Here is a 23,423-nt window from a genome sequence, read left to right on the forward strand (position 1 = left end):
CGCCACCCTGCGAAACTGGAAGCATGATCGAAGCACGGCGGCTGCACATCCTGCGCGCGGTGGCCGACCACCGTACGGTGACCGCCGCGGCCGCCGCGCTCTATCTCACTCCCTCAGCGGTCTCCCAGCAGCTGGCCGCCCTGGAGCAGGAGACCGGACACCGCCTGGTGGAGCGCAGCGCCCGCGGGGTCCGGCTCACCGCCGCGGGCGAGATCCTGCTCGTCCACGCCAACGCCGTCCTCGCCCAGCTGGAGCGTGCCGAGTCCGAACTCGCCGCCTACGGCTCCGGCGAGGCGGGCGTGGTGACCGTCGCGGCCTTCGCCACCGGCATCTCGCTGGTCGTGGCGCCCGCGATCACCGACCTTGCGACGTCCGCGCCCGGGATCCGGGTCCGCGTCCAGGACGCCGAGGGCGACGCCAGCCTGCTCATGGTCCTCGACCGACAGGTCGACGTGGCCGTCGCCGTCGAGTACCGGGGCGCGCCGCGCGCGGACGATCCGCGGCTGACCCGCGTCCCCCTGTACGCCGAGCCCTTCGACGCCGTTCTCCCGGTCGGCCATCGCCTCACCGACGCGTCGCGGGTGTCGGTCGCCGACCTCGCCAAGGACTCGTGGATCGGCCCCTACCCCGGTAACCCCTGCCATGACGTGGTCGTCCTGGCCTGTGAGTACGCCGGCTTCGAGCCTCGGCTGGAACATTCCTCGGACGACTTCCGCGCGGTGGTCTCGCTGGCGTCGGCCGCGGCGGGCGTGGCGCTGGTGCCCCGCTCGGCGCTGGCCGACCTGGATCTGGCGGGCGTGGTGGTGCGGCCGGTCGACGGGGTGGCCCCCACCCGGCGGGTCTTCGCGGCGGTGCGCCGCGGCGCGGAGGAGCATCCGCTGCTGCGCCCGGTGCTCGCGGCTCTCCGGGAGGCCGCCGCGCCGCAGGGCTGAGGGCGGCGCGGCCCGGTGCCCGGCCGCGTCCTCCGCGGCGGCGCGGGGCGCGCGTGGCAGGCTCGGCACGGCTGCGACCAGCGGGGCGCCAGGTGCGTTCCCGGCTCCGAGGAGGCATGCGATGTCGGTCGGCCAGTCCGGGATGGCCGGCGGGACACCGGCCACGGCGCCGCGGGACCCGTCCGCACTGCTCCGCAGCCGCGGCTACCTCAAGCTGCTGGTGCTGGCCGCGCTGCTCGGCGTGCCGGTCTGTGCGGTGGCGTTCGGTTTTCTCGCGGTGGTCCAGGAACTGCAATCGCTCGTCCAACACGACCTGCCGCGCGCGCTGGGCTTCGCGGGAGCCCCGGTGTGGTGGCCGCTGCCGGTGCTCGCGGTCGGCGGGCTGCTGACCGCGGTGGTGATCCGCTACCTCCCGGGCAACGGCGGTCACGAGCCCGCCGACGGGTTCGCGGTCGGCGGTGCCCCCGCCGTCTCCGCGCTGCCCGGCATTGCGCTGGCCGCGCTGGCCAGCCTCGGCTCCGGTGCGGTACTCGGTCCCGAGGCGCCGCTCATCGCGCTCGGCGGCGGGCTGGCCGTCGGCGTCGTCCGCCTGCTGCAACGGGATCTGACGGACCAGGCCGCCGGCGTGGTGGGGGCGGCCGGCAGCTTCGCCGCGGTCAGCGCGCTGCTCGGGTCCCCGCTCCTGGGGGCCTTCTTGCTGATGGAAGCCTCGGGGCTGGGCGGTGCGATGCTGGGCGCGGTGCTGGTGCCCGGGCTGCTCGCGGCCGGCATCGGCGCTCTCATCTTCACGGGGCTGGGGGACTGGAGCGGTCTGGGGACCTACGCGCTCACGGTCCACGGCGTGCCCAAGGCCACCGATCCGAGCCTTCCGGAATTCGGCTGGGCGCTCGCCATCGGCGTGGGCGCCGCCGTCCTCGGGTTCGGTGTCCGGCGCCTCGCGGTGCTCCTCAAGAACCGGGTCGTCCCGCACCGCCTCCCGGCCACGGTGGCGATGGCCCTCGTGGTGGGCGCCCTGGCGATCGCCTTCTCCGAGGCCACCGGCAAGCCGGTCGCCGAAGTGCTGAACTCGGGGCAGTCGGCGCTGGGCACGCTGTTCGAGGACAGCACGGGGTATTCGGCGGCGGCCCTGGTGCTGCTGGTCGCCTGCAAGAGCCTGGCGTACTGCGCGTCGCTCAGCAGCTTCCGGGGCGGGCCCATCTTCCCGGCGATGTTCCTCGGCGCGGCCGGCGGCATGGCCCTGTCCCAGCTGCCCGGCCTGACGGCCACGGCCGCGTTCGCGATGGGCATCGGGGCGATGACGGTCGCGATGTTCCGTCTCCCGATGACCGCGGTGCTGTTGGCCACGCTGCTGCTGGGCCGCCCCGGGCTCACCGTCATGCCGCTGGTGATCGTCGCCGTGGTGGTCGCGTACGTCCTGACCGCGCGGCTCACACCCGTGAGCGGGACGGCGCCCCGGTCCGGTGCGGCAGTCGCCGGTGAGGGGACGAGGCCGTGAGACGGTCCGACCGAGCCCGCACGAGATCCGTCCCCTGCTGACGGTGCGCGGTCACCGACCCCCGTCGCCGTATCCCGCCCCACCAGCGGGAAATGCGGTTGACGCCCGCCGGTGTCCGGCGGTCGGATGGCGCCCCATGAGCACAGGGCAGATGCATCCCGGCATGCACCCGATCGACGACGACCTGGTACAGCGGCTGATCGCCGGGCAGTTCCCGCAATGGGCGGGGTCGGCGGTGGAGCGGCTTCCGTCCGGCGGCACCGTCAACGCGATGTACCGGCTGGGCGACGGCATGGTCGTCCGGCTGCCGCTGGTGGAGGGGGGAGCCGGGGACGTGTCGATGGAGCGGGAGTGGCTGCCCCGCCTCGGGGCCCGGCTGCCCACGGCCGTCCCCGAGGTGCTCGGGGCGGGCGAGCCCGCCGAGGGGTATCCGTGGCCGTGGTCGGTGTACCGGTGGCTGGCGGGGGAGAACCCCGCGGAGGGAGCGCTGAGCGAGCCCGCGCTGCTGGCTCGGGATCTCGCCGGGTTCGTGGCGGCGATGCGGAGCATCACCCTGCCGGGGGCGCCGGTGGCCCACCGCGGCGGGCCGGTCGCCTCGCTCGACGCGGAGACCCGGGCGGCGATCGAGGAGCTGCGCGGGATTCCGGAGGAAGGCGTCGACTGCGATGCCGCGGTCGCCGTGTGGGAGGACGCGCTGCGGGCCCCGGACGGGGACGGGCCGCCGGTGTGGCTGCATGCCGACCTGATGCCGGGCAATCTCCTGGTGGCGGACGGCAGGCTGACCGCGGTGATCGACTTCGGGTGTGCGGGGAGGGGCGATCCGGCCTGCGATCTGTTCCCGGCGTGGAATCTGCTGCCGGCCGGCGCACGGGAGGTCTTCCGCGAGGCGCTCGGCGTGGACGACGCGACCTGGAATCGCGGCCGGGGGCGAACGCTCTCGCAGGCGCTGATCGCGCTGCCGTACTACCGGAGGACGAACCCGGCGATGGCGCACAACGCCCGGTACGTGATCCGGGCGGTACTGGGAGAGCGCTGAGGTCTTCGGCAAGGGCAGGTGCCTTCCGCACTAAGGGCTGCCGCCGGGCCCGCTTCGGCCGCGTGGTGTCCGCCCGGTTTCCGTCCAGGTGGTCAGCTGCCGGGCCGTCCAGGTGGTGATGATCCGCTCCGCCGGTACGTCGCACTCCTCGGCGCGGGCACACCCGTAGATCTGCCAGTCCAGCTGGCCGGGGGCGTGCGCATCGCTGTCGATGGAGAACAGCGTCCCGGCGGCCAGCGCCTGACGGAGCAGTCGGCGCGGTGGGTCGAACCGGTCGGGGCGGCAGTTGATCTCCACCGCCGTACGGTGTGCCGCGCAGGCCGCGAACACCTGCTCCGCGTCGAACTGTGACTCCGGCCGTAGCTTGCCGGTGATCTGCCGGCCGGTGCAGTGGCCCAGCACGTCGACCAGCGGGTTGCTGACCGCGGCCAGCAGCCGCCGGGTCATCGGCCGGGCGTCCATCCGCAGTTTCGAGTGCACGGACGCCACCACCACGTCCAGTCTCTCCAGCAGCTCCGGCTCCTGGTCCAGTTCGCCGTCGTCGAGGATGTCGCACTCGATCCCGGTGAGCAGCCGAAACGGCGCCAGGCGCTCGTTCACCTCCGCCACCAGTGCCAACTGGGCGCGCAGCCGGTCCGGGCTGAGTCCGTGGGCGACGGTGAGCCGGGGGGAGTGGTCGGTGAGCACACACCAGTCGTGGCCGAGGTCGCGGGCTGCCCTGGCCATCGCCTCCACGGGGCTGCCGCCGTCGGACCAGTCGGAGTGCAGATGGCAGTCGCCGCGCAGCGCCCGCCGCAGCCGCGCTCCCCGCTCCCCTTCGACGAGCGGCCCGCCCGCCTCCTCCTCCAGCCGCGTCAGATAGGCCGGCACCTCGCCCGACAGGGCCTCGTCGACCACCCGGGTCGTCTTGGGGCCCAGACCCTTCAGCCGGGCCAGCGATCCGTTCGCCGCGCGGCTGCGCAGCTCCTCGGCGGACAGCTCGCCGATCACCTCAGCCGCCGTGCGGAACGCCTGTACGCGATAGGTCACCGCCCCCTGCCGTTCCAGCAGGAAGGCGATCCGTTCCAGCGCCTCGACCGGATTCACCTGCGGCTCCTTCCCGGCGTGCCGGGCAGTTCCCTTCACGGTGCCGCACTCCGGCACCGGCTGCCACCGGCGGTCGGCGGTGCGGTGGCAGAGACGGGAGGGCCCGGGACGGAGGGGCCGGCCCCGGGGCGGCCCCCTCCCGGGGTGGCAGCGGGCCGGCCGGCACCCGCCGGCCGCGGATGACCGATCTGCGCCGGTCCTCATCCTGGGGCTATGCCGTACCCGCGTGCATTACCTGAGGTAAATCGTTCATTTCCCTCTCGTCCTGCGTGGCGCTGTTATGCGGTTATGTCCGTTCTCTGGACAGCCGATCGGTTTTCGTCGCAATGCCGCGCACATTACGGAGCGCATTTCCGGCAATACCCCCCAGGGGCGTCAACTGATGCCTGTGGCCGTAATGCCGGTGCAACATTCCTCGATGGATGCCGCGGGCAACCGTCGCAGTTCCCCCGCCGTGCCGGCTCGACATCGCGTAAAAATCGCGGGCCTTCAGAAGATCTGCACATCGAATGCGCAGGCGGCGCACCGTCGCTGATCGATCATCTAGCCCCTGACCTGGGCATCAGCGATTTGATGGGGGAATGTCCTGTTCGCCGTCAAGCGGGCGTCACGTTGGCAAGATCAAAACCATGGAGCATGTGAAGAAGCTGCCACCAAACGATGAACGTCCGTCCACGTCAGGTAATTCGGCGGAGGCTTGTCGTCCGGATCTGTGGTCATCGGATTAGCAGTGCGGCGCGCCTGCGTGCTTTGATCCATCGCACCGCGGAAGTCGCACACGGGTTCTCGATTTCGAAGCCCGACAACCGCTGTCGCGCCCGGACCGCCCTGCCGGACGGCTCGGTCGCAGCAATATGAGATATACATCCGAAAGGAATCATCATGCGCGAGATTCAGACCCAGGAAATCGCCGACAGCGAGCTCGACAACGTGGCCGGTGGCCTCCTCGGCAACGTCGTGGGCACCGTCACCTCCACCGCCGACTCCGTCGCCCCGGTTTCCGGCGTCGTGAACACCGCCACCGGCCTGGTCGAGTCGACCACCGGCGTCAACACCCAGGGTGTCACGGGCCTCGTCTCGGGTCTCTGAGACCAACGGCAGGTCGGCGTCCCCTCCTTGCCGACATGCCAGACCGGGTGCCCCGGAACCGCCAGGCTTTCGCCGGGTTCCGGGGCACCCGGCCGCCGTGCCGCGGACACGCCACCGTACGGTGGGGCCGCGGCCGCGCCGCGTTGTCCGGACAGACCGTTGCAGTTGAGGGAAGAGTGTCGTGCAGTTCCGCCAACAGGCCCTTTCCAAACTGCAGTCACCGGAGGAGATCGATCTTCCGGTCCGCTTCGCCCGACCGCAGGGCTGGCTCGTCCTGATCATCACCATCGCCGTGGTGATCGGCGCCGCGTTCTGGGCGGTGACCGGCACCGTCTCCGCCACGCTCAACGCCCCCGGCATCCTCACCCACGGCCAGGGCAGTTACATCCTGCAGAGCCCCGTCGCGGGCCAGGTGACCGCCGTACTCGCCGACGAGGGCCAACGGGTCGCCGCCAACACCCCTGTGCTCAAGGTCCGTACCGCACGCGGCACCAGCGTGGTCCGCGCCATCGCGGCGGGCCGGTTGACCACCATGGTCGCCAGCATCGGCTCCGTCGTCACCACCGGTGCGGACGTCGCCTCCGTGGAGCGGGCCGCACACGCCGGCGACCCCCTGACCGCGACGCTGTACGTCCCGGCCGACAACGCGGCGACGGTCCCCGTGGGCGCCTCGGTCGACCTCACCGTCCAGTCCGTGCCGGCCCAGCAGTACGGCGTACTGCGCGGCCGGGTGAAGGCGGTCGGCCGTACCACCCAGACCCGCCAGCGGATCGGCGCCTACCTGGGCAGCAGCCAGCTCGGCGAGCAGTTCTCGCAGCACGGCCAGCCCATCGCCGTCCTGGTCGAGCTGGACCGCGCGCCGCGCACGAAATCCGGCTACGCCTGGTCCACCTCGGATGGGCCGCCCTTCGCGGTCGACTCCATGACCATGACCGACGGCGCCGTCCACCTGGCCGCGCAGCATCCGATCGATTGGCTGCTTCCGTGACCGCACCGAACGACTCCGCAGCCGCTCCCGGGGCACCGCAGCAGCAGCTGCCGCCGCCGGGCCGTCGCAGGCACCGCCCCGAGCCCCCGCCGAGCGGCCGCCGGGCACGTCGCGCGGCCCCCGCGCAGACCCCGGGGGCCAAGAAGCCCAAGTCCGTACGCACCCCCACCGTCCTCCAGATGGAGGCCGTCGAGTGCGGCGCCGCCTCGCTGTCCATGGTGCTCGCGCACTACGGCCGCCATGTGCCGCTGGAGGAGCTGCGGATCGCCTGCGGCGTCTCCCGCGACGGCTCCCGCGCCAGCAATCTGCTCAAGGCCGCCCGCAGTTACGGCCTGACGGCCAAGGGCATGCAGATGGAACCGGCCGCGCTCGCCGAAGTCCAGGCGCCCGCCATCCTCTTCTGGGAGTTCAACCACTACGTCGTCTACGACGGCACGGGCCGCAAGCTCGGCCGCAAGGGCGTCCACATCAACGACCCCGACAAGGGCCGCCGCTTCGTGGCGACGGAGGACTTCGACACCAGCTTCACCGGTGTCGCCCTCGTCTTCGAGCCGTCCGAGTCGTTCGAGAAGGGCGGCCGCAAGCCGGGCATCATGGGCGCCGTGCCCGCCCGGCTGCGCGGCACCAAGGGCACGCTGCTGGCGGCCCTGCTCGCCAGCCTGCTGCTGGTCGCGGTCGGCGCCGCGGTGCCCGCACTCAGCCGTACGTACATCGACATGTTCCTGATCGGCAACCAGACCTCGCTGCTGGGGCCGCTCTTCGCGTCCATGACCGCGATGGTCGCGCTCACCGCCGTACTGACCGGCCTGCAACAGGCGAATCTGCTGCGCGGCCGCATCATCTCCTCCACCCTCAGCAGCGCCCGCTTCCTGCGCCATCTGCTCAGACTCCCGGTCACCTTCTTCGCGCAGCGCAGCCCCGCCGACCTCGTCCAGCGGCTCCAGTCCAACGACGCCGTCGCCGAAACCCTGGCCCGCGATCTCGCCGCGGCCGGGGTCGACGGCGTCGTCGTCGTCCTCTACGCCGTCCTGCTGTGGACCTACGACCCCCAGCTGACCGTCATCGGCGTGGGGATCGCGCTGCTGAACGTGGTCGCGATGCGGATCGTGATCCGGTTGCGTGCCACCCACACCCAGAAGCTCCGCGCGGACAGCGCCCGGCTGACCAACACCTCGTACACCGGCCTCCAGCTCATCGAGACGATGAAGGCCACCGGCGGCGAGAACGGCTACTTCCGCCGCTGGGCGGGCCAGCACGCCACCACGCTGGAGGAACAGCAGCGGCTCGGCGTCCCCAGCGCCTGGCTCGCCGTCGTCGCACCGACCCTCGCCACGCTCAACAGCGCGCTCATCCTGTGGATCGGCGGACTGCGGGCAGTCGAGGGCCATATCTCCATCGGTCTGCTCGTCGCCTTCCAGGCGCTGGTCACCCGCTTCACCGCGCCGATCACCCGCCTCAACGGCGTGGCCGGCCGGATCCAGGACTTCGCGGCGGACGTCGCCCGCCTCAAGGACGTCGAGTCCTTCCCGGCCGACACGCTCTACTCCCGCCCCGGGTCGGACTCCGACACCCGCCGCCTCAAGGGCCATGTGACGCTGGAGGACATCACCTTCGGCTACAGCCCGCTCGACAAACCGCTGCTCACCGGCTTCTCCCTGGCCGTCGGTCCCGGCCGCCAGGTGGCGCTGGTCGGCGGTTCGGGCAGCGGCAAGTCCACCGTCTCGCGGTTGATCTCCGGCCTCTACAGCCCTTGGGAAGGCACGATCAGGATCGACGGGCAGCGCCTGGAGGACATCCCGCGCAGCGCCCTGGCCGCCTCCGTCTCCTTCGTCGACCAGGACGTCTTCCTCTTCGAAGGCACCGTCCGCGACAACGTGGCCCTGTGGGACCCCTCGATCCCGGACGACGCCGTCATCACCGCCCTCCGTGACGCCGCCCTCTACGACGACGTCATCGCCCGGCGGCCGGACGGCATCCACAGCCGCGTCGACCAGGACGGCCGCAACTTCTCCGGCGGACAGCGACAGCGGCTGGAGATCGCCCGCGCGCTGGTCCGGCGGCCGAGCATCCTCGTGCTCGACGAGGTGACCAGCGCCCTGGACGCCCGGACCGAGCAGATCATCATCGACAACCTTCGGCGGCGCGGCTGCGCCTGCGTGGTCATCGCCCACCGGCTGAGCACGGTCCGCGACAGCGACGAGATCGTGGTCCTCGACCACGGAGTGGTCGTCGAACGCGGCCGCCACGAGGACCTGGTAGCCGCCCAGGGCGCGTACGCCGAGCTGGTCAAGGAGCACTGACGTGTCATCCATCCACCCGTCCGCGGTCGTGGGACCGGGCGAGACCGACGCGGTGACGCAGGCGATGGGCGGCCTCGGCAGTGCCGTCGACTGCACCGGACTGCGCAGCGTCCCGCTGGAGGGCCCGCACGTCCTGTGGCTCGTCACCGGCGGATTCCTCGACCTCTTCGCCGTCGACGCCGTCCAGGAGGGCCACTGGCACTTCCTCGGCCGCCTCGAAGCAGGCACCCTGTTGCTCGGCCCGGTCGAAGGACCGCAGCACACCCTCCTCGGCCGGCCCTCGCAGGACTGCCGGCTGCGCCGCATACCCCTGCGCGAGCTGCCCCGTCCCGAGTACGGGGAGTACGGGGAGTACGACAACGGCTACGGCGACACCTACGCGGGCCAGGCCGGTCCGACGCCCCTGGAACACGCCTTCGCGCTCGGCACCGGCCGCAGCCTGGGAGTGCTGTTCGAGGCCCCGCTGGACGGCCGGCCCACCGACGACGTGGTGGCCGACGACGACATCCTGTGGATGCCGGTGGCTCCCGGCAGCGTGCAGTACGGCGCTTCCTACGGCGCGGACGCGGCGGGCGATCTCCTGGTCGACCCCGCGATGTGGCAGCAGATGGTCAACCAGCAGTACCGGCTGCTCTCCGCGGTCGACCGCTGGATCGAACATCTGGAGCGGGCGCACGAGGACCGTACGGCGGCCGGCATCAAGGCCGGCGAGACGGTCCGCGAGCGGGCGGACCAGGCCCTGCTGGCGTCCATCGGCCGCCAGGACCGCGGCGGCCGGGGCACCCAGGCGGATCGCGCCACCGACGACGCCACCTTCACGGTGTGCCGTACGGTCGCCGAGGCCGCCGGGATCACCCTGACCGAGCCCCCGAAGGGCGGTGCCGTCAACGACCGCATCAGCCCCGTCGAGCGGATCGCGGTCAGTTCCCGCATCCGCACCCGCGCGGTCCGCCTGGACAACCGCTGGTGGCGGACGAACACCGGCCCCCTGGTGGGCCATCGCGCCAAGTCCGGCGCCCCGGTCGCGCTGCTCTGGCGCCGCGGCCGCTACGAGGCGGTCAACCCGGCCTCCGGGCTGCGGATGCGGGTCGGCAAGGACAACGCCGACGAGTTCGAGCCGCGGGCCGTCATGTTCTACCGCCCGCTGCCCGAGCGGCCCATGACCATGTGGCGGCTGATGGGCTTCAGCCTGCGCGATGCCCGGATGGACCTGCGCAACCTCGCCCTGAGCGGGCTGGTGACCGTCGGGCTCGGCGCGCTGGTCCCGATCGCCACCGGCCAGGTCCTCGGCGTGTATGTGCCGGCCGCCGAGCGGAGCCTGATCGTCCAGGTCTCGCTGGCGGTCATCATCACCAGCATCGTCACCGCCGCCTTCATGCTGCTGCAGAACCTCACCGTGCTGCGGATGGAGGGCCGTATCGAGAGCGCCCTGCAGCCGGCGGTGTGGGACCGGCTGCTGCGCCTGCCCACGAAGTTCTTCAGCGAACGCTCCACCGGAGAGCTGGCCAGCGCCGCGATGGGCGTCAGCGCCGTCCGGCGGGTGCTGTCCGGCGTCGGTCCGGTGGCCGTGCAGTCGGTCACCGTCGGCGCGATGAACCTCGTGCTGCTGCTCCTCTACAGTGTGCCGCTGGCGCTGGCGGCGATCGGCATGCTGATCGTCATCGGCGCCGTGTTCCTCGTCATGGGGCTGTGGGAACTGCGCTGGCAGCGGCGGCTGGTCAAGCTCGGCAACAAGCTCAACAACCAGGCCTTCCAGACCCTGCGCGGCCTGCCCAAGCTGCGCGTCGCCGCGGCCGAGAGCTTCGCCTACGCGGCCTGGGCCCGGGAGTTCGCCCGCTCCCGGGAACTCCAGCAGAAGGCCGGCCGGATCAAGAACCTGACCACCGTCCTGAACGCCGTCTACCTGCCGATCTGCTCGCTCATCATGTTCGTCCTGCTGGCCGGACCGGCCCGCGGCAGCATGTCGGCCGGGTCGTTCCTGACCTTCAACACCGCCATGACCATGCTGCTGACCTCGGTCACGCAGATCACCGGCGCGTTCGTCTCGGCGGCCGCCGCGCTGCCGATGTTCGAGGAGATCAAGCCGGTCCTCGACGAGACCCCGGAGGTGCGCGGCGCCAGCGCGCAGCCCGGCGTGCTCGCCGGCGGCATGGAAACCCGGAAGCTCTCCTTCCGCTACACCGATGACGGCCCCTTGGTCCTCGACGACGTCTCCCTCCAGGTGCGACCCGGCGAGTTCGTGGCCATCGTCGGCCCCAGCGGCTGCGGAAAGTCCACCCTGCTGCGGCTGCTCATCGGCTTCGACAAGCCGTCCTCCGGCAGCGTCCTCTACGACGGCCAGGACCTGGCCGCCCTCGACCAGGCGGCGGTGCGCCGCCAGTGCGGGGTGGTGCTGCAGAACGCCCAGCCGCTCACCGGCTCCCTCCTGGACTGCATCTGCGGCGCCGAGTCCTTCACCCAGGAGGAGGCGTGGGCGGCCGCGGAGATGGCCGGCCTGGCCGAGGACATCAAGCGGATGCCGATGGGCCTGCACACCATGATCTCCGGCGGCGGCGCGATCTCCGGCGGCCAGCGACAGCGCCTGATGATCGCGCAGGCACTGATCCGCCGCCCGCGCATCCTCTTCTTCGACGAGGCCACCAGCGCCCTGGACAACGAGACCCAGCGCATCGTCATCGACAGCACCCGCGAACTCAGCGCCAGCCGCCTGGTGATCGCCCACCGGCTGTCCACCGTGATGGACGCCGACCGCGTCATCGTCATGGCGGACGGCCGCGTCGTCGAGCAGGGTGCGCCCGCCGACCTCCTGGCCGACACCGGCGGGCATCTCCACGAACTGGTGCGCCGTCAGCTGACCTGACCCGCCGCGACGGTCCGGCGATGCGCGGGAGTCCGGCGCGGTTCGCCTATCGTGCACCCTGAGTGCACAGCGGGGAGCCGCCGCGGACGGAGAACGACATGGCCACGACCAGGAACCTGCTCGATGCGCTGCCCGCCGACGGGCGCGCGCTGCTGACGGCCGCCGCCCGCGAGGTCACGCTGCCGCGCGACGCACGGGTCTTCGACGAGGGCCGGCACGCCGACCGCTTCTGGATCATCCGCAGTGGCCGCGTCGCCCTAGACCAGCACGTCCCCGGACGCCGCGCCGCGGTCGTCGAAACGCTCGGCCGCGACGATCTCCTCGGCTGGTCGTGGCTCTTCCCGCCGTACCTGTGGCACCTGGGCGCCCAGACCCTCGGCCCGGTGGAGGCCACCGAATTCGACGCCACCGAGGTGCGCTCGCTGTGCACCTCCGACCCGGTCATCGGCAGCGCCGTCTACCACTACGTCGCCGAGACGGTCGCCGACCGGCTCAACCGCACCCGGGCCCGGCTGCTGGAGCTCTACGGACCGCAGGCGGGCGGCGGCGCCGACATCTAGCTAGGGCCTGTCGTTCGGATCACGCCGGGCTCGCGGGGTCCGGCCTGATCCGAACGACAGACCCCAGCCGGGCGGCCGCGTGACGCGTCTCAGGGACGCGTCTCAGTGACGCACGGCCTTCACACGCGCGCAGCGCTTCGGGCCGAAGGCGTCGGGCGTCGATCGCGCCCGCGCCGTCGTCGCCCAGTGCTGCGGGGAGAGCCGAGGGCGACCCGTCAGTGACACCGGCGGGTGTTGAGCCGGGCGGCCTGGCGTGTCAGGTGGTCGCGCTCGGCGAGGTTGGGTGCCGTTCGGGCCGCCTCCGCGTACAGCCGTGCCGCCGTCGCCAGGTCGCCGTCGCGCTCGTGGAGGTACGCCGCCACGGCGGCGTGGCGGGGCATGGGGTGGGGCCCGCTCGAAGAGCTTGGGGGGGATTCGTCCAGCGCCGCGAGCGCCGCCAGGCCGGCACGCGGTCCGTCGGCCTCGCCGACGGCCACCGCGCGGTTGAGTCGGACGACCGGGCTGTCGGTCAGGCGCGCGAGCTCGTCGTACCACTCGACGATCTGCACCCAGTCGGTCTCCTCGGCGATGGGCGCGTCGGCGTGGAGTGCCGCGATCGCCGCCTGGGCCTGGAACTCGCCCAGCCGGTCGCGGGCGAGGGCCGCCTGCAGGATCTCGACGCCCTCGGCGATCGACTCGGTGTCCCACCGCCCGCGGTCCTGCTCGGCGAGCGGCACCAGACTGCCGTCGGAAGCGGTCCGCCCGGCGCGCCGGGCGTGGTGGAGCAGCATGAGGGCGAGCAGCCCCGCCACCTCGGGGTGGTCGATCGAGGCCGCGAGCTGCCGGGTGAGCCGGATGGCCTCGACGGCGAGGTCGACGTCGCCGGAGTAGCCCTCGTTGAAGACCAGATAGAGGACGCGCAGCACGGTGGCGACGTCGCCCGGCTGATCGAACCGCACGGCGGACACGGTGCGCTTGGCCCGGCTGATCCGCTGCGCCATGGTCGCCTCGGGCACCAGGTAGGCCTGGGCGATCTGGCGGGTGGTCAGCCCGCCGACGGCGCGCAGCGTGAGCGCGACCGCGGACGACGGCGTCAGCGACGGGTGGGCGCACAGGAAGTAGAGCTGAAGGGTGTCGTCCACCCCGGGTGCGGGCCCGGGTGCCGGTTCCTCGTCGACGCGGTCCTCGCGCCGGCGGCGGGCGGCGTCCGCCCGCGTCGCGTCGAGGAACCGGCGCCAGGCCACGGTGACCAGCCAGCCCTTCGCATCCCGCGGAGGGTCGTCCGGCCAGACGCGGACCGCCTCGACCAGCGCGTCCTGCACGGCGTCCTCGGCCGCCGCGAAGTCTGCTCCGCGGCGGACGAGGATCCCGAGCACGCTCGGCGTGAGGCTCCGGAGCAGGGCCTCGTCCACTTCGGAGGTCACTCCGTGACCGTGGGCGGCACGCCCAGGAAGGGACGCAGTTCGAGCCACTCGTGGATCGGCTCCCCGCCCTTCCCGGGGGCGGCCGACAGCTCCCCGGCCAGCTCGACGGCGCGCTCGTAGCTGTCGACGTCGATGACCATCCAGCCGGCGATGAGGTCCTTGGTCTCGGCGAACGGTCCGTCGGTGACCGGCGGGCGCCCCTCTCCGTCGTAGCGGACGAACGTGCCCTCGGGGGACAGGGCCTGACCGTCGACGAATTCGCCGGTCTTCTCCAGCCGCTCCGCGAAGTCGTTCATGTACTGCATATGGGCCGAGATCTCCTCCGGCGTCCACTGGTCCATGGGTGCGTCGTTGACCGCCGCCGGGGCGCCGCGGTAGTGCTTGAGCAGCAGGTACTTGGCCATGGTGGTTCTCCTCGGTGCTGGTGCGACCCATTGTGGTCGCCTTCACCGCGGGGACGGAGCCGGTCACGCGTTCTCGACATCGCCGGCCGAAGTTTTTTTGGCCCCTGTGGACGAGCTTGGGTGAGCCCGTCTCGGGGTGTCCGGGGCCACCGTTGTTCTCTCCCTGGTCACCGGCCGGAGCGGGGGGTTCCCGTCGTCCACCTCTGGGCGTCGGCATCAGTCTGGAGAGCCCGCAGGATTCTGCGCCGAGCGTCGGTCCGCCGACCGGCGGCGATGACGCTCGTACACGGTCTTCCCGTTCCCTGACCGCCCCGGCGGCTCCGCCCGCCGGGAACCGCGGGAGCCGCCGCGCCGACTACCTGTGCCGGGTCGCATCCGTGGCCCGGCACAGGCAGTCGGCAGGGGAGAAGTCCATGCGTCCTTGGAAGATGTGCGGGACGGCGGTGGTCGTCGCGCTGGCCGTCGGTGCCTGCGGCAACGGCAACGGCAGCGGCGGCGGTACGGGGGCGGCGGACGGCGCGGGACGCGGGGGCGACGGGTTTCCGGTGCGGGTGGCCGATTGTCGCGGCGTCGTCACCACCTTCACCGCCGCGCCCCGCAGAATCGTCACCAGCAACGCGGCCGCCCTGGAGATGCTGCTGCGGCTGGGTGCCGGGGACCGGGTCATCGGGACGGGGTTCCCGCCGGGCAAGGGCACCTTGCCGGGCAAGCTCGGGGAGGCGGCCCGCAGGATCCCGGTACTGGGGAAGTCCGTCATCGCCAAGGAGAAGCTGCTCGGTTCGGGCGCCGACCTCTACGTCGACACCTTCTCCTCGATGGGGAACATGGGCGGCGCCGGCAGCGCGCCGACCGACGAGGAGTTCCGGGCGGCGGGGATCAAGCACGTGCCGCTCGCCTCCACCGCGTGCGCGTCGACGGCGAAGGAGCCGCAACGGGATCTGTCCGGGGTGGCGGGCGACATCACCCGGCTCGGCGCGGTGACCGGGACGGCGCAGCGGGCGCGGGAACTCGTGGCCGGTATGCGGGACAAGGTCGGCAAGGTGCACAAGGCCATCGGCGCGGTGCCGAAGGAGAAGCGCCCCGGTTACTTCTTCTTCGACTTCGACGCGGGGACCAAGCAGCCGATGGCGGTGTGCGGCAAGCAGGTCGCCAACGCCGTGATCACCCAGGCGGGGGCCCGTAACGTCTTCGCCGGCTGCGACGGCGACTTCCGGCCCGTCCCCTGGGAGGACGTGGTCGCCAAGGACCCGGACTGGATCCAGCTGGGGGTCCGCAACCGCGGCGATGCGGCGGCGACCGCGAAGGCGTACGACCGGGCCGAGGCGTTCCTCAGGACCTTCCCCGCCACCAAGGGGCTGCGGGCGGTACGGGAGGGGAGGTTCCTGCGGATCGGTTCCGAACGGACGACGATCGCCGGGGTCGGCAACGCGGATGCGGTCGAGCAGATCGCGCGGACGCTGTATCCGGCCCGGTTCACGGCGGGGCGGTAGTGGCGGCGGTCGCCGAGAGGGCGCGGCATACGGTGCGCCCGGTGCCCCTCGCCCTGGGGCTCGGCCTCGCACTGGCGGTGGCGCTGACCGCCGCCGTGGCACTCGGCTCCAGCGACATCGCTCCGGGCGAGGTGTGGGCGGTGGTGTTCCGCCGACTGGGCGGCGCGGCGCCCAGGCCCGGCACCAGCGACCTCATCGTGTGGCAACTCCGGCTCCCCAGAGCCCTGTTGGCCGCAGTGGTCGGCGCCGGGCTGGGACTGGTGGGGACGGCGGTCCAGGCGCTGGTACGCAACCCGCTGGCGGACCCGTATCTGCTGGGCATCTCCAACGGGGCCTCCCTCGGCGCGGTCGCCGCGATCGTGCTGGGCGCGAGCACCGGCGGCCTCCTGGGGCTCGGGCTGACGGCGGCGGCCTTCGCGGGCGCGCTCGGTGCCTTCGCCCTGGTGTGGTGCACGGCGCGGCGCGGCGGAGGCTTCTCGCCGCTGCGGCTGGTGCTGGCGGGTGTGGGGATCGGTCAGTTCCTGTCCGGGTTCACCAGTTATCTGGTGCTCCAGGCGGGGGACGAACAGCAGACCCGCAGCGTGCTGTTCTGGCTGATGGGGAGCCTGAGCGGGGCGAGCTGGGAGGTGCTGTGGCTGCCGGCGCTCGCCGTCGCGGCCGGACTGCCGGCCCTCCAGGCCCGCGCCCGCGCGATGAACGCCCTCATCATGGGTGACGAGACCGCGGCCGGGGTCGGGGTGGACGTCAGCCGGCTGCGCCGCGAGCTGTTCGTGGTGACCAGTCTGCTGACCGGGGTACTGGTGTCCGTCTCCGGAGCCGTCGGCTTCGTGGGGCTGATGGTGCCGCACCTGTGCCGGATGCTCGTCGGTGGGGACCACCGCCGGCTGCTGCCGCTGGCCGCGCTCACCGGGGCCCTGCTGCTGGTGGTGGTCGATGTGGTGTGCCGTACGGCGATGGACACCCAGGAGCTGCCGGTCGGAGTGGTGACGGCGATGATCGGGGCGCCCGCCCTGCTGTTCCTTCTGGACCGGCGGACGGAGGCGGGCCGATGAGGGTCGACATCGAGGACCTGCGGGTCGGCTACGCGGGCCGGGACGTGGTCGCGGGGGTGCACCTGGTGGCGGCCGAGGGAGAGATCGCGGGGCTGGTCGGCCCCAACGGCAGTGGGAAATCCACCGTGCTGCGGACCGTCTACCGCCATCTGCGGCCCACCGCCGGGCGGGTGCTGCTCGCCGGCACGGATCTCCGCGCGCTGCGTCCAGCGGAGGCCGCCCGGCGCGTCGCCGCGCTGCCGCAGGAGCGCGGCGGCGACGTCGAATTGACCGTGCGGGAGGTGGTGGTGATGGGCCGCACCCCGTACAAGCGGGCGTTCGCGGCGGAGGACGACGCTGACCGGGAGAGCGTCACCCGGTCGCTGGCGGCCGTCGGCATGGCCGGAGCGGACACCCGGCGGTTCTCCGCACTGTCCGGCGGCGAACGCCAACGGGTCCTGCTCGCTAGGGCGTTCGCCCAGGCGCCGGAGGTGCTGGTACTGGACGAGCCCACCAACCACCTCGATGTACGGCACCAGGTGGAGCTGCTCGGCCTGCTGCGCGCGCAGCGCCGCACCACCCTGATCTCATTGCACGATCTGAACGCGGCGGCCTCGCTGTGCGACCGGCTGCACGTGCTGCACCGGGGGACGGTGGTGGCGTCCGGCACGCCGCGTGCCGTGTTGACCGCGGAGCTTCTCGCCGAGGTCTTCGGGGTGCGCGCCGCGGTGACCGAACACCCGCTCACCGGAGACCCGCTGATCGCCTTCGACCACCGGCAGCCGCTGCCCACCACCCCGGCAGCGGGCTGACCCGGCCCGGCTACCGGGCCTCGAAGTGGCTCGGCCGTCCCCGGCGCAGCACCAGACGGCCGAGCCGCTCGGCGTCCGCCCGCCGCATCAGCTCCCGCCGCCCGTCCGCATGACGGAACACGCAGGCGTGCCACGGCGTCATCCACACGTCCGGCGCGTCGAGCAGCCGGATCCCGAACTTGGCCGAGCCGCAGGGCTGCGGGTGGATGGACAGCCGCACGGCCCCCGGGTGGTGCTCGGCGATCAGTCCGCCCCAGGCCCGGCTGCGCTGGATCACGCCGTACGCGCGGGCCCGGCAGGCGCGTTGCAGCGCCGACCGGGTGCCGGGGAAGGCGGCGGTGTCCTCGACGAGGAAGCGGGTGATGCCCTGGTACAGCCGGCGGGTCTCCGGGTCGCTGCGGGTCTGGGCGCGCAGGGCCTCCAGCGTCGGCGCCCAGCGCGCGTGGACCTGCGCCCGCTTCTCGTCGTACGGCAGATCGCCGTGCACCGCGCGCAGGTCGAAGACGTCCAGATGCGCCAGGCCCTCGTCCCGGATCAGCGCGCGCAGGGCGTCGCCGTACGCGTCGATGTGGGGATCGGGGACCTGCACGAGGTCGCTGAAGACGTGCCCGTCCGAGCAGATGACGACCCGGGCGCCGGGTGGATGGACAGCCGCGATGCGGGCGCACAGGCCGTCCAGGAAGCGCAGGGAGAGCCGTTCGCCCTCGTCGGGGAGCGGGCCGAGCACCTTTGCCGGGTTGGGGGACTTGCAGGGGAAACCGGGCAGGGTGAACCGGATCGGCTTCCCGGCGGCGACGGCCGGCGCGATCTGCCGGAGCTGGGCGCCGAACGCGCCGGGAGCGGTGTGCCGGTGGCCGTCCGGTGAGCGGTGGTGGGGGAGGAGGACGGCGAGGACCGCTTCGGCGGTTGCCCGGTGGCTCGCGGACACGGCGGGGTACGGGGGTGCCGGACGGGTCAGCATGCGGCACCCGGCCCGCGTCCGATGGGGCACCGGGCGGCCTGCGGCCCGTCGCCCGTGCCCCCGTAGGTCACCGGAAGCCGGTCCACGCCGCGGGCAAGTACCGCGGGAATCCAGGTGAGTTGGTCCTCGGGGACGGCCATCCGCAGACCCGGCAGCCTGCGCAGCAGGGTGCCCAGGGCGATCTGGAGCTCGGCGCGGGCGAGCGCCGCGCCGGGACAGAAGTGGATGCCGTGGCCGAAGGCGAGGTGCGGGTTGGGGGAGCGATCGAGGTCCAGGGTGCCGGCGTCGGGGAACCGGCGCGGGTCCCGGTCGGCCGCGCACAGCGAGACGATCACGGAGTCGCCCGCCGGGACCCGGGTCCCGTGCAGATCGGCGTCCTGCGCGAAGAAACGCCAGGTCGTCAGCTCGAAGGCGCTGTCGTACCGCAGCAGTTCCTCGACCGCCCGGGGCGGAACCCGGGACTGTCCGGCCAGTTCCGCCAGCTGCTCGGGGTGGCGCAGCAAGGTGACCAGGGCGGTGGTGATCTGGTTGGTGACCGGCTCCTGCCCGGCGACCAGCAGCTGGAAGATCATGGAGTCCAGCTCCGCCCGCGTCAGCTGCCCGGTGTCGCAGGCGGCGACCAGGTGGTGGAGCAGGCCCTCGCCGTCCGCCCGGCGCCGGTCCGTCACCAGGTCGGCGATGTACTGCTGGAGCGCGCGCAGCCGCGCCTCGTACGCCGGCCGGCCCGGGTCACGGGGCCCGACGGGCTGGACGACCTTTCCCCAGTCGCGGTCGAAGCGGTCCGCGAACTCCGGTGGCAGACCTATGACGTCGGCCAGCACCAGGAAGGGGAAGCGGGCGGCGAAGGCACCGACGAGGTCCGTGCGGCCGGTGTTCGGCAGCGCGTCGAGCAGGGCGTCGGCCGTCGCCTGGAAGTGCGGGCGGAGTTCCTCGACGCGCTGCGGGGCGAACGCGTCGGTGATCAGCGCGCGCATGGCGGTGTGCCGGGGCGGGTCCTGGTGCAGCAGATGCACCTGGAGCTGTGAGTGCTGGGGCTCGGGCATGATCGACGCGCGGGCGCGCCAGGCGGCGTTGCCCCGTGAGTGGTGTTTGCCCAGGCGCGGATCCGTCAGCGCCCGGCGGGCGGCCTCGTAGCCGGTGACGAGCCAGGCGCACACCCCGCTGGGGAAGCGGACCCGGTGGACCGGCCCGCGCGCCCGCAGCGCGGCGTACAGGGGGTAGGGGTCGCGCTTGTACTCCGGACCGTGGAGCGCGACGGGCTCCGGTGCTGTGGCCATGGTGGTGATCTCCTCGACTCCGCGCTCGCACGGCACGGCGTTGGAGAGGTCGGACGGGCCGGGCGCGGAGTTCCCGGCAGGCGCCGGATTCCGGTCCCGGCGGGCCCGGAGAGCCCGTCACGCGCCGCCCCGGCACACCCAGTTGGTCGGATCGAGGGGCCGCCGGGTTCCGCCGGATACGCAGGACAAACCTCACGTGCCGGTGCGGCCCCTTTCGGAGGCTCGGGCGCCGTTGCGGCTGCCACCATGACGCAAGCCTCAGCGGCCCGTGCACCGTCCGGCGCCGCCCTCGCCACCCGCAACGTCCCGCACTGGAGCGACGATGTCCCTCTCCCCGGCCGACCGCACCCGGCCCGCCCCGTCCCGGGCCGCCCCACGGCTGCTGCCCGCCCGGCCGGTCATCGGCTTCACCGCCCTGCTGGCCGTCCTCTTCGCGCTGTCGTACGCCGTCGGCGCCGCGGCCGGACCGGTGGCGCCGGGGATGCACCCCGCGGGCGGCGCCCGTACCGGCAGCCCCGGTTCCGTGGGAGACGGCGGGGGCATGGGCGGGATGCACGGCGCGGGCGGCAGGCGATGACGGCCACCCCCGCGCGCGGCGGCACTCCTTCGCGCGGCGGGACACCCGGGCCCGACGACACGGCGCCGCCCCGCACCACCACCCTCGCGGTAGACGGTATGACCTGCGCCGCCTGCGTGGGCCGGGTCGAGAAGAAGCTCGGGCGGCTGGCGGGCGTCTCGGCCTCGGTGAATCTGGCGACCGGCCGGGCCCGGATCAGCCACCCCGCGGCGCTGCCCGTCGACGACCTCGTCGCCACCGTGGAGGCGGCCGGATTCACCGCGCGGCTGCCCGGGCCCGACCCGGAGCCCGGGCCCACGCCCGCCGGTCCGCCGGGGCACGCCGCCCGCGCGGAGCGCCATCGTCTGCCGCTGACCGCTCTGCTCTCGCTCCCCGTCCTGGTTCTTTCCATGGTCCCCGCCTGCCAGTTCCGCAACTGGCAGTGGCTGTGCTTCGTGCTGACCGCGCCGGTCGCCGTATGGGGCGCGGCCCCCTTCCACAGCCGTGCGCTGCGCGGCCTGCGGCACGGTGCGGCGACCATGGACACCCTGGTGTCCCTGGGGGTGGCCGCGTCGTTCGGCTGGTCCGCCTACGCGCTGTTCCTCGGCGGCGCGGGGGAGCCCGGTCTGACCATGCCCTTCAGCCTGCTGCCGACGGCCGGTGACGGGACCGCGCACCTGTACCTGGAAGCCGCCGTCGGCGTCCCGCTGTTCGTCCTGGCCGGACGCCGCATGGAGGCCAGGGCCCGGCGCGCCACCGGCTCCGCGCTGCGCTCGCTGGCCGAACTCGCTGCCAAGGACGTCGCGGTACGCCGGGACGGCACCGAGCGCCGCATCCCGGTGGACCGGCTCCGGGTCGGTGACCTCTTCCTCGTACGGCCCGGGGAGCGGGTGGCCACCGACGGCACCGTCGTCGAGGGCCGTTCCGCCCTGGACCTGTCGCTGGTCAGCGGGGAGAGCCGGCCGGTCGAGGCCGGTCCGGGCTCGGCGGTCGTCGGGGGCGCGGTGAACGCCGGTGGTCTGCTGGAGGTCAGGGCCGACGCGGTCGGCGCGGACACCCAACTTGCCCGGATCACCCGGCTCGTGGCGGACGCCCAGACCGGCAAGAGCGCGGCGCAGCGACTCGCCGATGCGGTGGCGGCTGTCTTCGTCCCCGCCGTGCTGACCGTGTCGGCCACCGTCCTGGGCTTCTGGCTCGGTGCGGGGGCCGACCCGCAGGCCGCGGTCACCGCGGCGGTCGCCGTCCTCGTCGTCGCCTGCCCTTGTGCACTGGGGCTGGCCACCCCGACCGCGCTGCTGGCCGCCACCGGGCGCGGCGCCCAGCTCGGGATCCTCATCAGCGGGCCGCGGGCGCTGGAGCGACTGCGCCGTATCGACACCGTCGTCCTGGACAAGACCGGCACCCTGACCACCGGCCGGATGAGCGTCACCGCTCTCACCCCGCGCGCCGACGGGCTCGCGCCGGGCGAGGTCCTGCGCCTGGCGGCCGCCGTGGAGCACGGCTCCGAGCACCCGCTGGCCCGCGCCGTCACGGCGTACGCCCGCCAGCAGGGTCAACTACCGCCGTCGGTGAGCGACTTCGCGGCCACACCCGGAGCCGGTGTGCGCGGCACGGCGGACGGCCACGAGGTGACGGTCACCCGCCCGCCCGGCGACCTCGCGTCGCTCCCGGCCCCCCTCCCGGACGCCGTGCGCGCCGCCGAGGCCGCCGGTCACACCGCGGTCCTGGTCACCGTCGACGGCCTGTCCGAGGCCGTCCTCGCCCTCGGCGACGCGCTGCGCCCGGACTGCTACCGGGCCGTCGATCATCTGCGCCGCCTGGGCCTGCGGCCCGTGCTGGCCACCGGGGACCGCGAGGCCACCGCCCGGGCCGTGGCCGGGCAGCTCGCCGTGACCGAGATCCACGCCCGGGCCACCCCGCAGGACAAGGCCGCCCTGGTCGCCACCTTCCAGGAGCAGGGCGGCCGGGTCGCCGTGGTGGGCGACGGCGTCAACGACGCCGCGGCGCTCGCGCTCGCCGACCTGGGCATCGCCATGGGCGGCGGTACCGACGCCGCGATCGGTGCCGCGGACGTCACCCTGGTCCGCGAGGACCTCCAGGCCGTCGCCGACGCGGTACGCCTGGCCCGCCGCACCCTGGGCACCATCCGGGCCAACCTGATCTGGGCCTTCGCGTACAACCTCGTCACCGTGCCGCTCGCCGCCGTCGGTCTGCTGAATCCGATGCTCGCCGCCGCCGCGATGTCCGCCAGTTCGCTGCTCGTCGTGGGCAACAGCCTCCGCCTGCGGGCGTGGCAGCCGGCCCGGGGCGCGAGGCGGCCCGGGCGCGGCAACGGCCCCCGCCCCTCTGCTCGCTGGGAGACCTCATGAACCGGACGGCCACGGCCGCCGCCGTACCGTTGCTCGTGTGCCTGGCCACGCTGGGTGCCCTCACGGCGTGGACCGCCACCGGCAACGCCGGTACCCCCGCGCACCTCACGGCCACTGAGGGCCGGGTGCTGGTCCCGCGCGGGGCCGAGGCCACCGCCGCGTTCCTCACCCTCCGCAACGGCGGGACCGCGGACGACGTGCTGACCGGTGTCACCGGGCCGCCGGGGCACCGCGCGATGCTCAGCCGCACGGCCGACATCGGGCGCAACGCGCGGCGGATGGAGATGGTGAGCGAGGTCACCGTCCCGGCGCGCGGGGAGCTGCGGATGACGGCGACCGGCCTCGACATCATGATCGGCCCGCCGCCGCGGCTGGCCCCGGGGGACGGGATCGTCCTCACTCTGCACTTCCGCGACAGTCCGCCGCTCACCGTCCGGGCACGCGCGGTGACGGCCCTCGCCGGGCCGTGAGCCGGGCCCAACTCCCCTTGCGTATCTGCCTCGTCGTCATAGATAGTGGGACTATCTAAAGCGGCGCTATCCGTCTTTGGGAGTTGGTTGATGTTGTCGTTGCGGGCGCCACGGTACGTCATCGACGGTCGGCTGTGAACGTCGAGGTGCCGCCGCCCGTACTGGGTGGGGTCAGGGGGCCGGCGCCATCGGTGCCCCGACCGGCCGCGCGGGAGGTGACGACCCGGGCGGCGAGTCCGTACGGTCCGCCCGGTCCGCCGTGCTCGCGCCGGGCGGCCGTCGCCTCCGGTGCTCCCCGCCGCAT

The 23,423-nt window shown here is 73.3% G+C and carries 19 protein-coding genes; 14 read left to right on the top strand and 5 right to left on the bottom strand.

Annotation, left to right across the window (positions count from 1 at the left end; all coding sequences use genetic code 11):
• Positions 1-23: 23 nt before the first annotated feature.
• From ACGFML_RS15340 to ACGFML_RS15350, 3 genes are all read left to right on the top strand, one after another.
• Positions 24-932 (top strand): LysR family transcriptional regulator, encoded by a 909-nt coding sequence (locus ACGFML_RS15340; protein ID WP_393543829.1) that lies wholly within the window; start codon positions 24-26, stop codon positions 930-932.
• 121 nt (positions 933-1,053) lie between these two features.
• Entirely contained in the window at positions 1,054-2,427 is a 1,374-nt protein-coding gene (locus tag ACGFML_RS15345; protein ID WP_393543831.1) for a chloride channel protein, read from the top strand.
• A gap of 136 nt (positions 2,428-2,563) precedes the next feature.
• Positions 2,564-3,463 (top strand): aminoglycoside phosphotransferase family protein, encoded by a 900-nt coding sequence (locus tag ACGFML_RS15350; RefSeq protein WP_393543833.1) that lies wholly within the window; start codon positions 2,564-2,566, stop codon positions 3,461-3,463.
• 30 nt (positions 3,464-3,493) lie between these two features.
• Here the strand turns inward: ACGFML_RS15350 and ACGFML_RS15355 are convergent, their stop codons facing one another.
• Positions 3,494-4,549 carry a PHP domain-containing protein gene (locus tag ACGFML_RS15355; protein ID WP_393543835.1) on the bottom strand — a complete coding sequence of 352 codons (1,056 nt, stop codon included), beginning with the start codon at positions 4,547-4,549 and terminating at the stop codon, positions 3,494-3,496.
• Between the two features lie 882 nt (positions 4,550-5,431).
• Between ACGFML_RS15355 and ACGFML_RS15360 the strand changes: the two genes are divergently transcribed.
• From ACGFML_RS15360 to ACGFML_RS15380, 5 genes are all read left to right on the top strand, one after another.
• Positions 5,432-5,638 carry a type A2 lantipeptide gene (locus ACGFML_RS15360; protein WP_393543837.1) on the top strand — a complete coding sequence of 69 codons (207 nt, stop codon included), beginning with the start codon at positions 5,432-5,434 and terminating at the stop codon, positions 5,636-5,638.
• A gap of 181 nt (positions 5,639-5,819) precedes the next feature.
• Positions 5,820-6,626 carry an HlyD family efflux transporter periplasmic adaptor subunit gene (locus tag ACGFML_RS15365; RefSeq protein ID WP_393543838.1) on the top strand — a complete coding sequence of 269 codons (807 nt, stop codon included), beginning with the start codon at positions 5,820-5,822 and terminating at the stop codon, positions 6,624-6,626.
• Positions 6,623-8,926 (top strand): NHLP family bacteriocin export ABC transporter peptidase/permease/ATPase subunit, encoded by a 2,304-nt coding sequence (locus ACGFML_RS15370; protein WP_393543840.1) that lies wholly within the window; start codon positions 6,623-6,625, stop codon positions 8,924-8,926. Before ACGFML_RS15365 ends, ACGFML_RS15370 begins: the two co-directional genes overlap by 4 nt.
• A 1-nt stretch (position 8,927) precedes the next feature.
• A complete protein-coding gene (locus tag ACGFML_RS15375; protein WP_393543842.1) occupies positions 8,928-11,786 on the top strand; it encodes an NHLP bacteriocin export ABC transporter permease/ATPase subunit in 2,859 nt (952 codons plus the stop codon).
• 98 nt (positions 11,787-11,884) lie between these two features.
• Positions 11,885-12,346, top strand: a complete 462-nt coding sequence (locus ACGFML_RS15380; RefSeq protein ID WP_393543844.1) for a Crp/Fnr family transcriptional regulator — start codon at positions 11,885-11,887, stop codon at positions 12,344-12,346.
• 215 nt (positions 12,347-12,561) lie between these two features.
• Here ACGFML_RS15380 and ACGFML_RS15385 read toward each other — a convergent pair whose 3' ends face one another.
• The gene (locus ACGFML_RS15385; protein WP_393544670.1) at positions 12,562-13,737 is read right to left on the bottom strand and encodes an RNA polymerase sigma factor; all 1,176 of its coding nucleotides are present in this window, start codon (positions 13,735-13,737) and stop codon (positions 12,562-12,564) included.
• An 8-nt stretch (positions 13,738-13,745) separates the two neighbouring features.
• A complete protein-coding gene (locus ACGFML_RS15390) occupies positions 13,746-14,153 on the bottom strand; it encodes a YciI family protein (RefSeq protein WP_393543847.1) in 408 nt (135 codons plus the stop codon).
• Between the two features lie 413 nt (positions 14,154-14,566).
• On the opposite strand from ACGFML_RS15390, the gene ACGFML_RS15395 reads away from it, so the two are divergent.
• The 3 genes from ACGFML_RS15395 to ACGFML_RS15405 are packed head-to-tail and all read left to right on the top strand — an operon-like array spanning position 14,567 to position 17,486.
• Complete coding sequence (locus ACGFML_RS15395) at positions 14,567-15,643, top strand: ABC transporter substrate-binding protein (protein ID WP_393543849.1); 1,077 nt, start codon at positions 14,567-14,569, stop codon at positions 15,641-15,643.
• A 32-nt stretch (positions 15,644-15,675) separates the two neighbouring features.
• A complete protein-coding gene (locus ACGFML_RS15400) occupies positions 15,676-16,695 on the top strand; it encodes a FecCD family ABC transporter permease (RefSeq protein WP_393543851.1) in 1,020 nt (339 codons plus the stop codon).
• Positions 16,692-17,486: an ABC transporter ATP-binding protein gene (locus ACGFML_RS15405; protein ID WP_393543853.1), complete on the top strand. Its 795-nt coding sequence runs from the start codon at positions 16,692-16,694 to the stop codon at positions 17,484-17,486. The genes ACGFML_RS15400 and ACGFML_RS15405 overlap by 4 nt, the downstream gene beginning before the upstream one ends.
• A 10-nt stretch (positions 17,487-17,496) precedes the next feature.
• Here ACGFML_RS15405 and ACGFML_RS15410 read toward each other — a convergent pair whose 3' ends face one another.
• Both ACGFML_RS15410 and ACGFML_RS15415 read right to left on the bottom strand, forming a co-directional pair.
• On the bottom strand, positions 17,497-18,447 hold the full coding sequence (locus ACGFML_RS15410) for an L-tyrosine/L-tryptophan isonitrile synthase family protein (protein ID WP_393543855.1): 951 nt from the start codon (positions 18,445-18,447) through the stop codon (positions 17,497-17,499).
• Positions 18,441-19,724 (bottom strand): cytochrome P450, encoded by a 1,284-nt coding sequence (locus ACGFML_RS15415; RefSeq protein ID WP_393543857.1) that lies wholly within the window; start codon positions 19,722-19,724, stop codon positions 18,441-18,443. Before ACGFML_RS15415 ends, ACGFML_RS15410 begins: the two co-directional genes overlap by 7 nt.
• 322 nt (positions 19,725-20,046) lie before the next feature.
• Here ACGFML_RS15415 and ACGFML_RS15420 point away from each other — a divergent pair, with 322 nt between their 5' ends.
• Genes ACGFML_RS15420 through ACGFML_RS15430 form a run of 3 tightly spaced genes read left to right on the top strand, consistent with a single transcriptional unit; the run spans position 20,047 to position 23,119 of the window.
• Positions 20,047-20,301: a hypothetical protein gene (locus ACGFML_RS15420; protein ID WP_393543859.1), complete on the top strand. Its 255-nt coding sequence runs from the start codon at positions 20,047-20,049 to the stop codon at positions 20,299-20,301.
• Positions 20,298-22,649 carry a heavy metal translocating P-type ATPase gene (locus tag ACGFML_RS15425; protein ID WP_393543861.1) on the top strand — a complete coding sequence of 784 codons (2,352 nt, stop codon included), beginning with the start codon at positions 20,298-20,300 and terminating at the stop codon, positions 22,647-22,649. Before ACGFML_RS15420 ends, ACGFML_RS15425 begins: the two co-directional genes overlap by 4 nt.
• Positions 22,646-23,119, top strand: coding sequence for a copper chaperone PCu(A)C (locus ACGFML_RS15430; RefSeq protein ID WP_393543863.1), 474 nt, complete (start codon positions 22,646-22,648; stop codon positions 23,117-23,119). Before ACGFML_RS15425 ends, ACGFML_RS15430 begins: the two co-directional genes overlap by 4 nt.
• Positions 23,120-23,423 lie beyond the last annotated feature (304 nt).

The organism is Streptomyces sp. NPDC048650 (assembly GCF_043199095.1).
Lineage (GTDB): Bacteria > Actinomycetota > Actinomycetes > Streptomycetales > Streptomycetaceae > Streptomyces.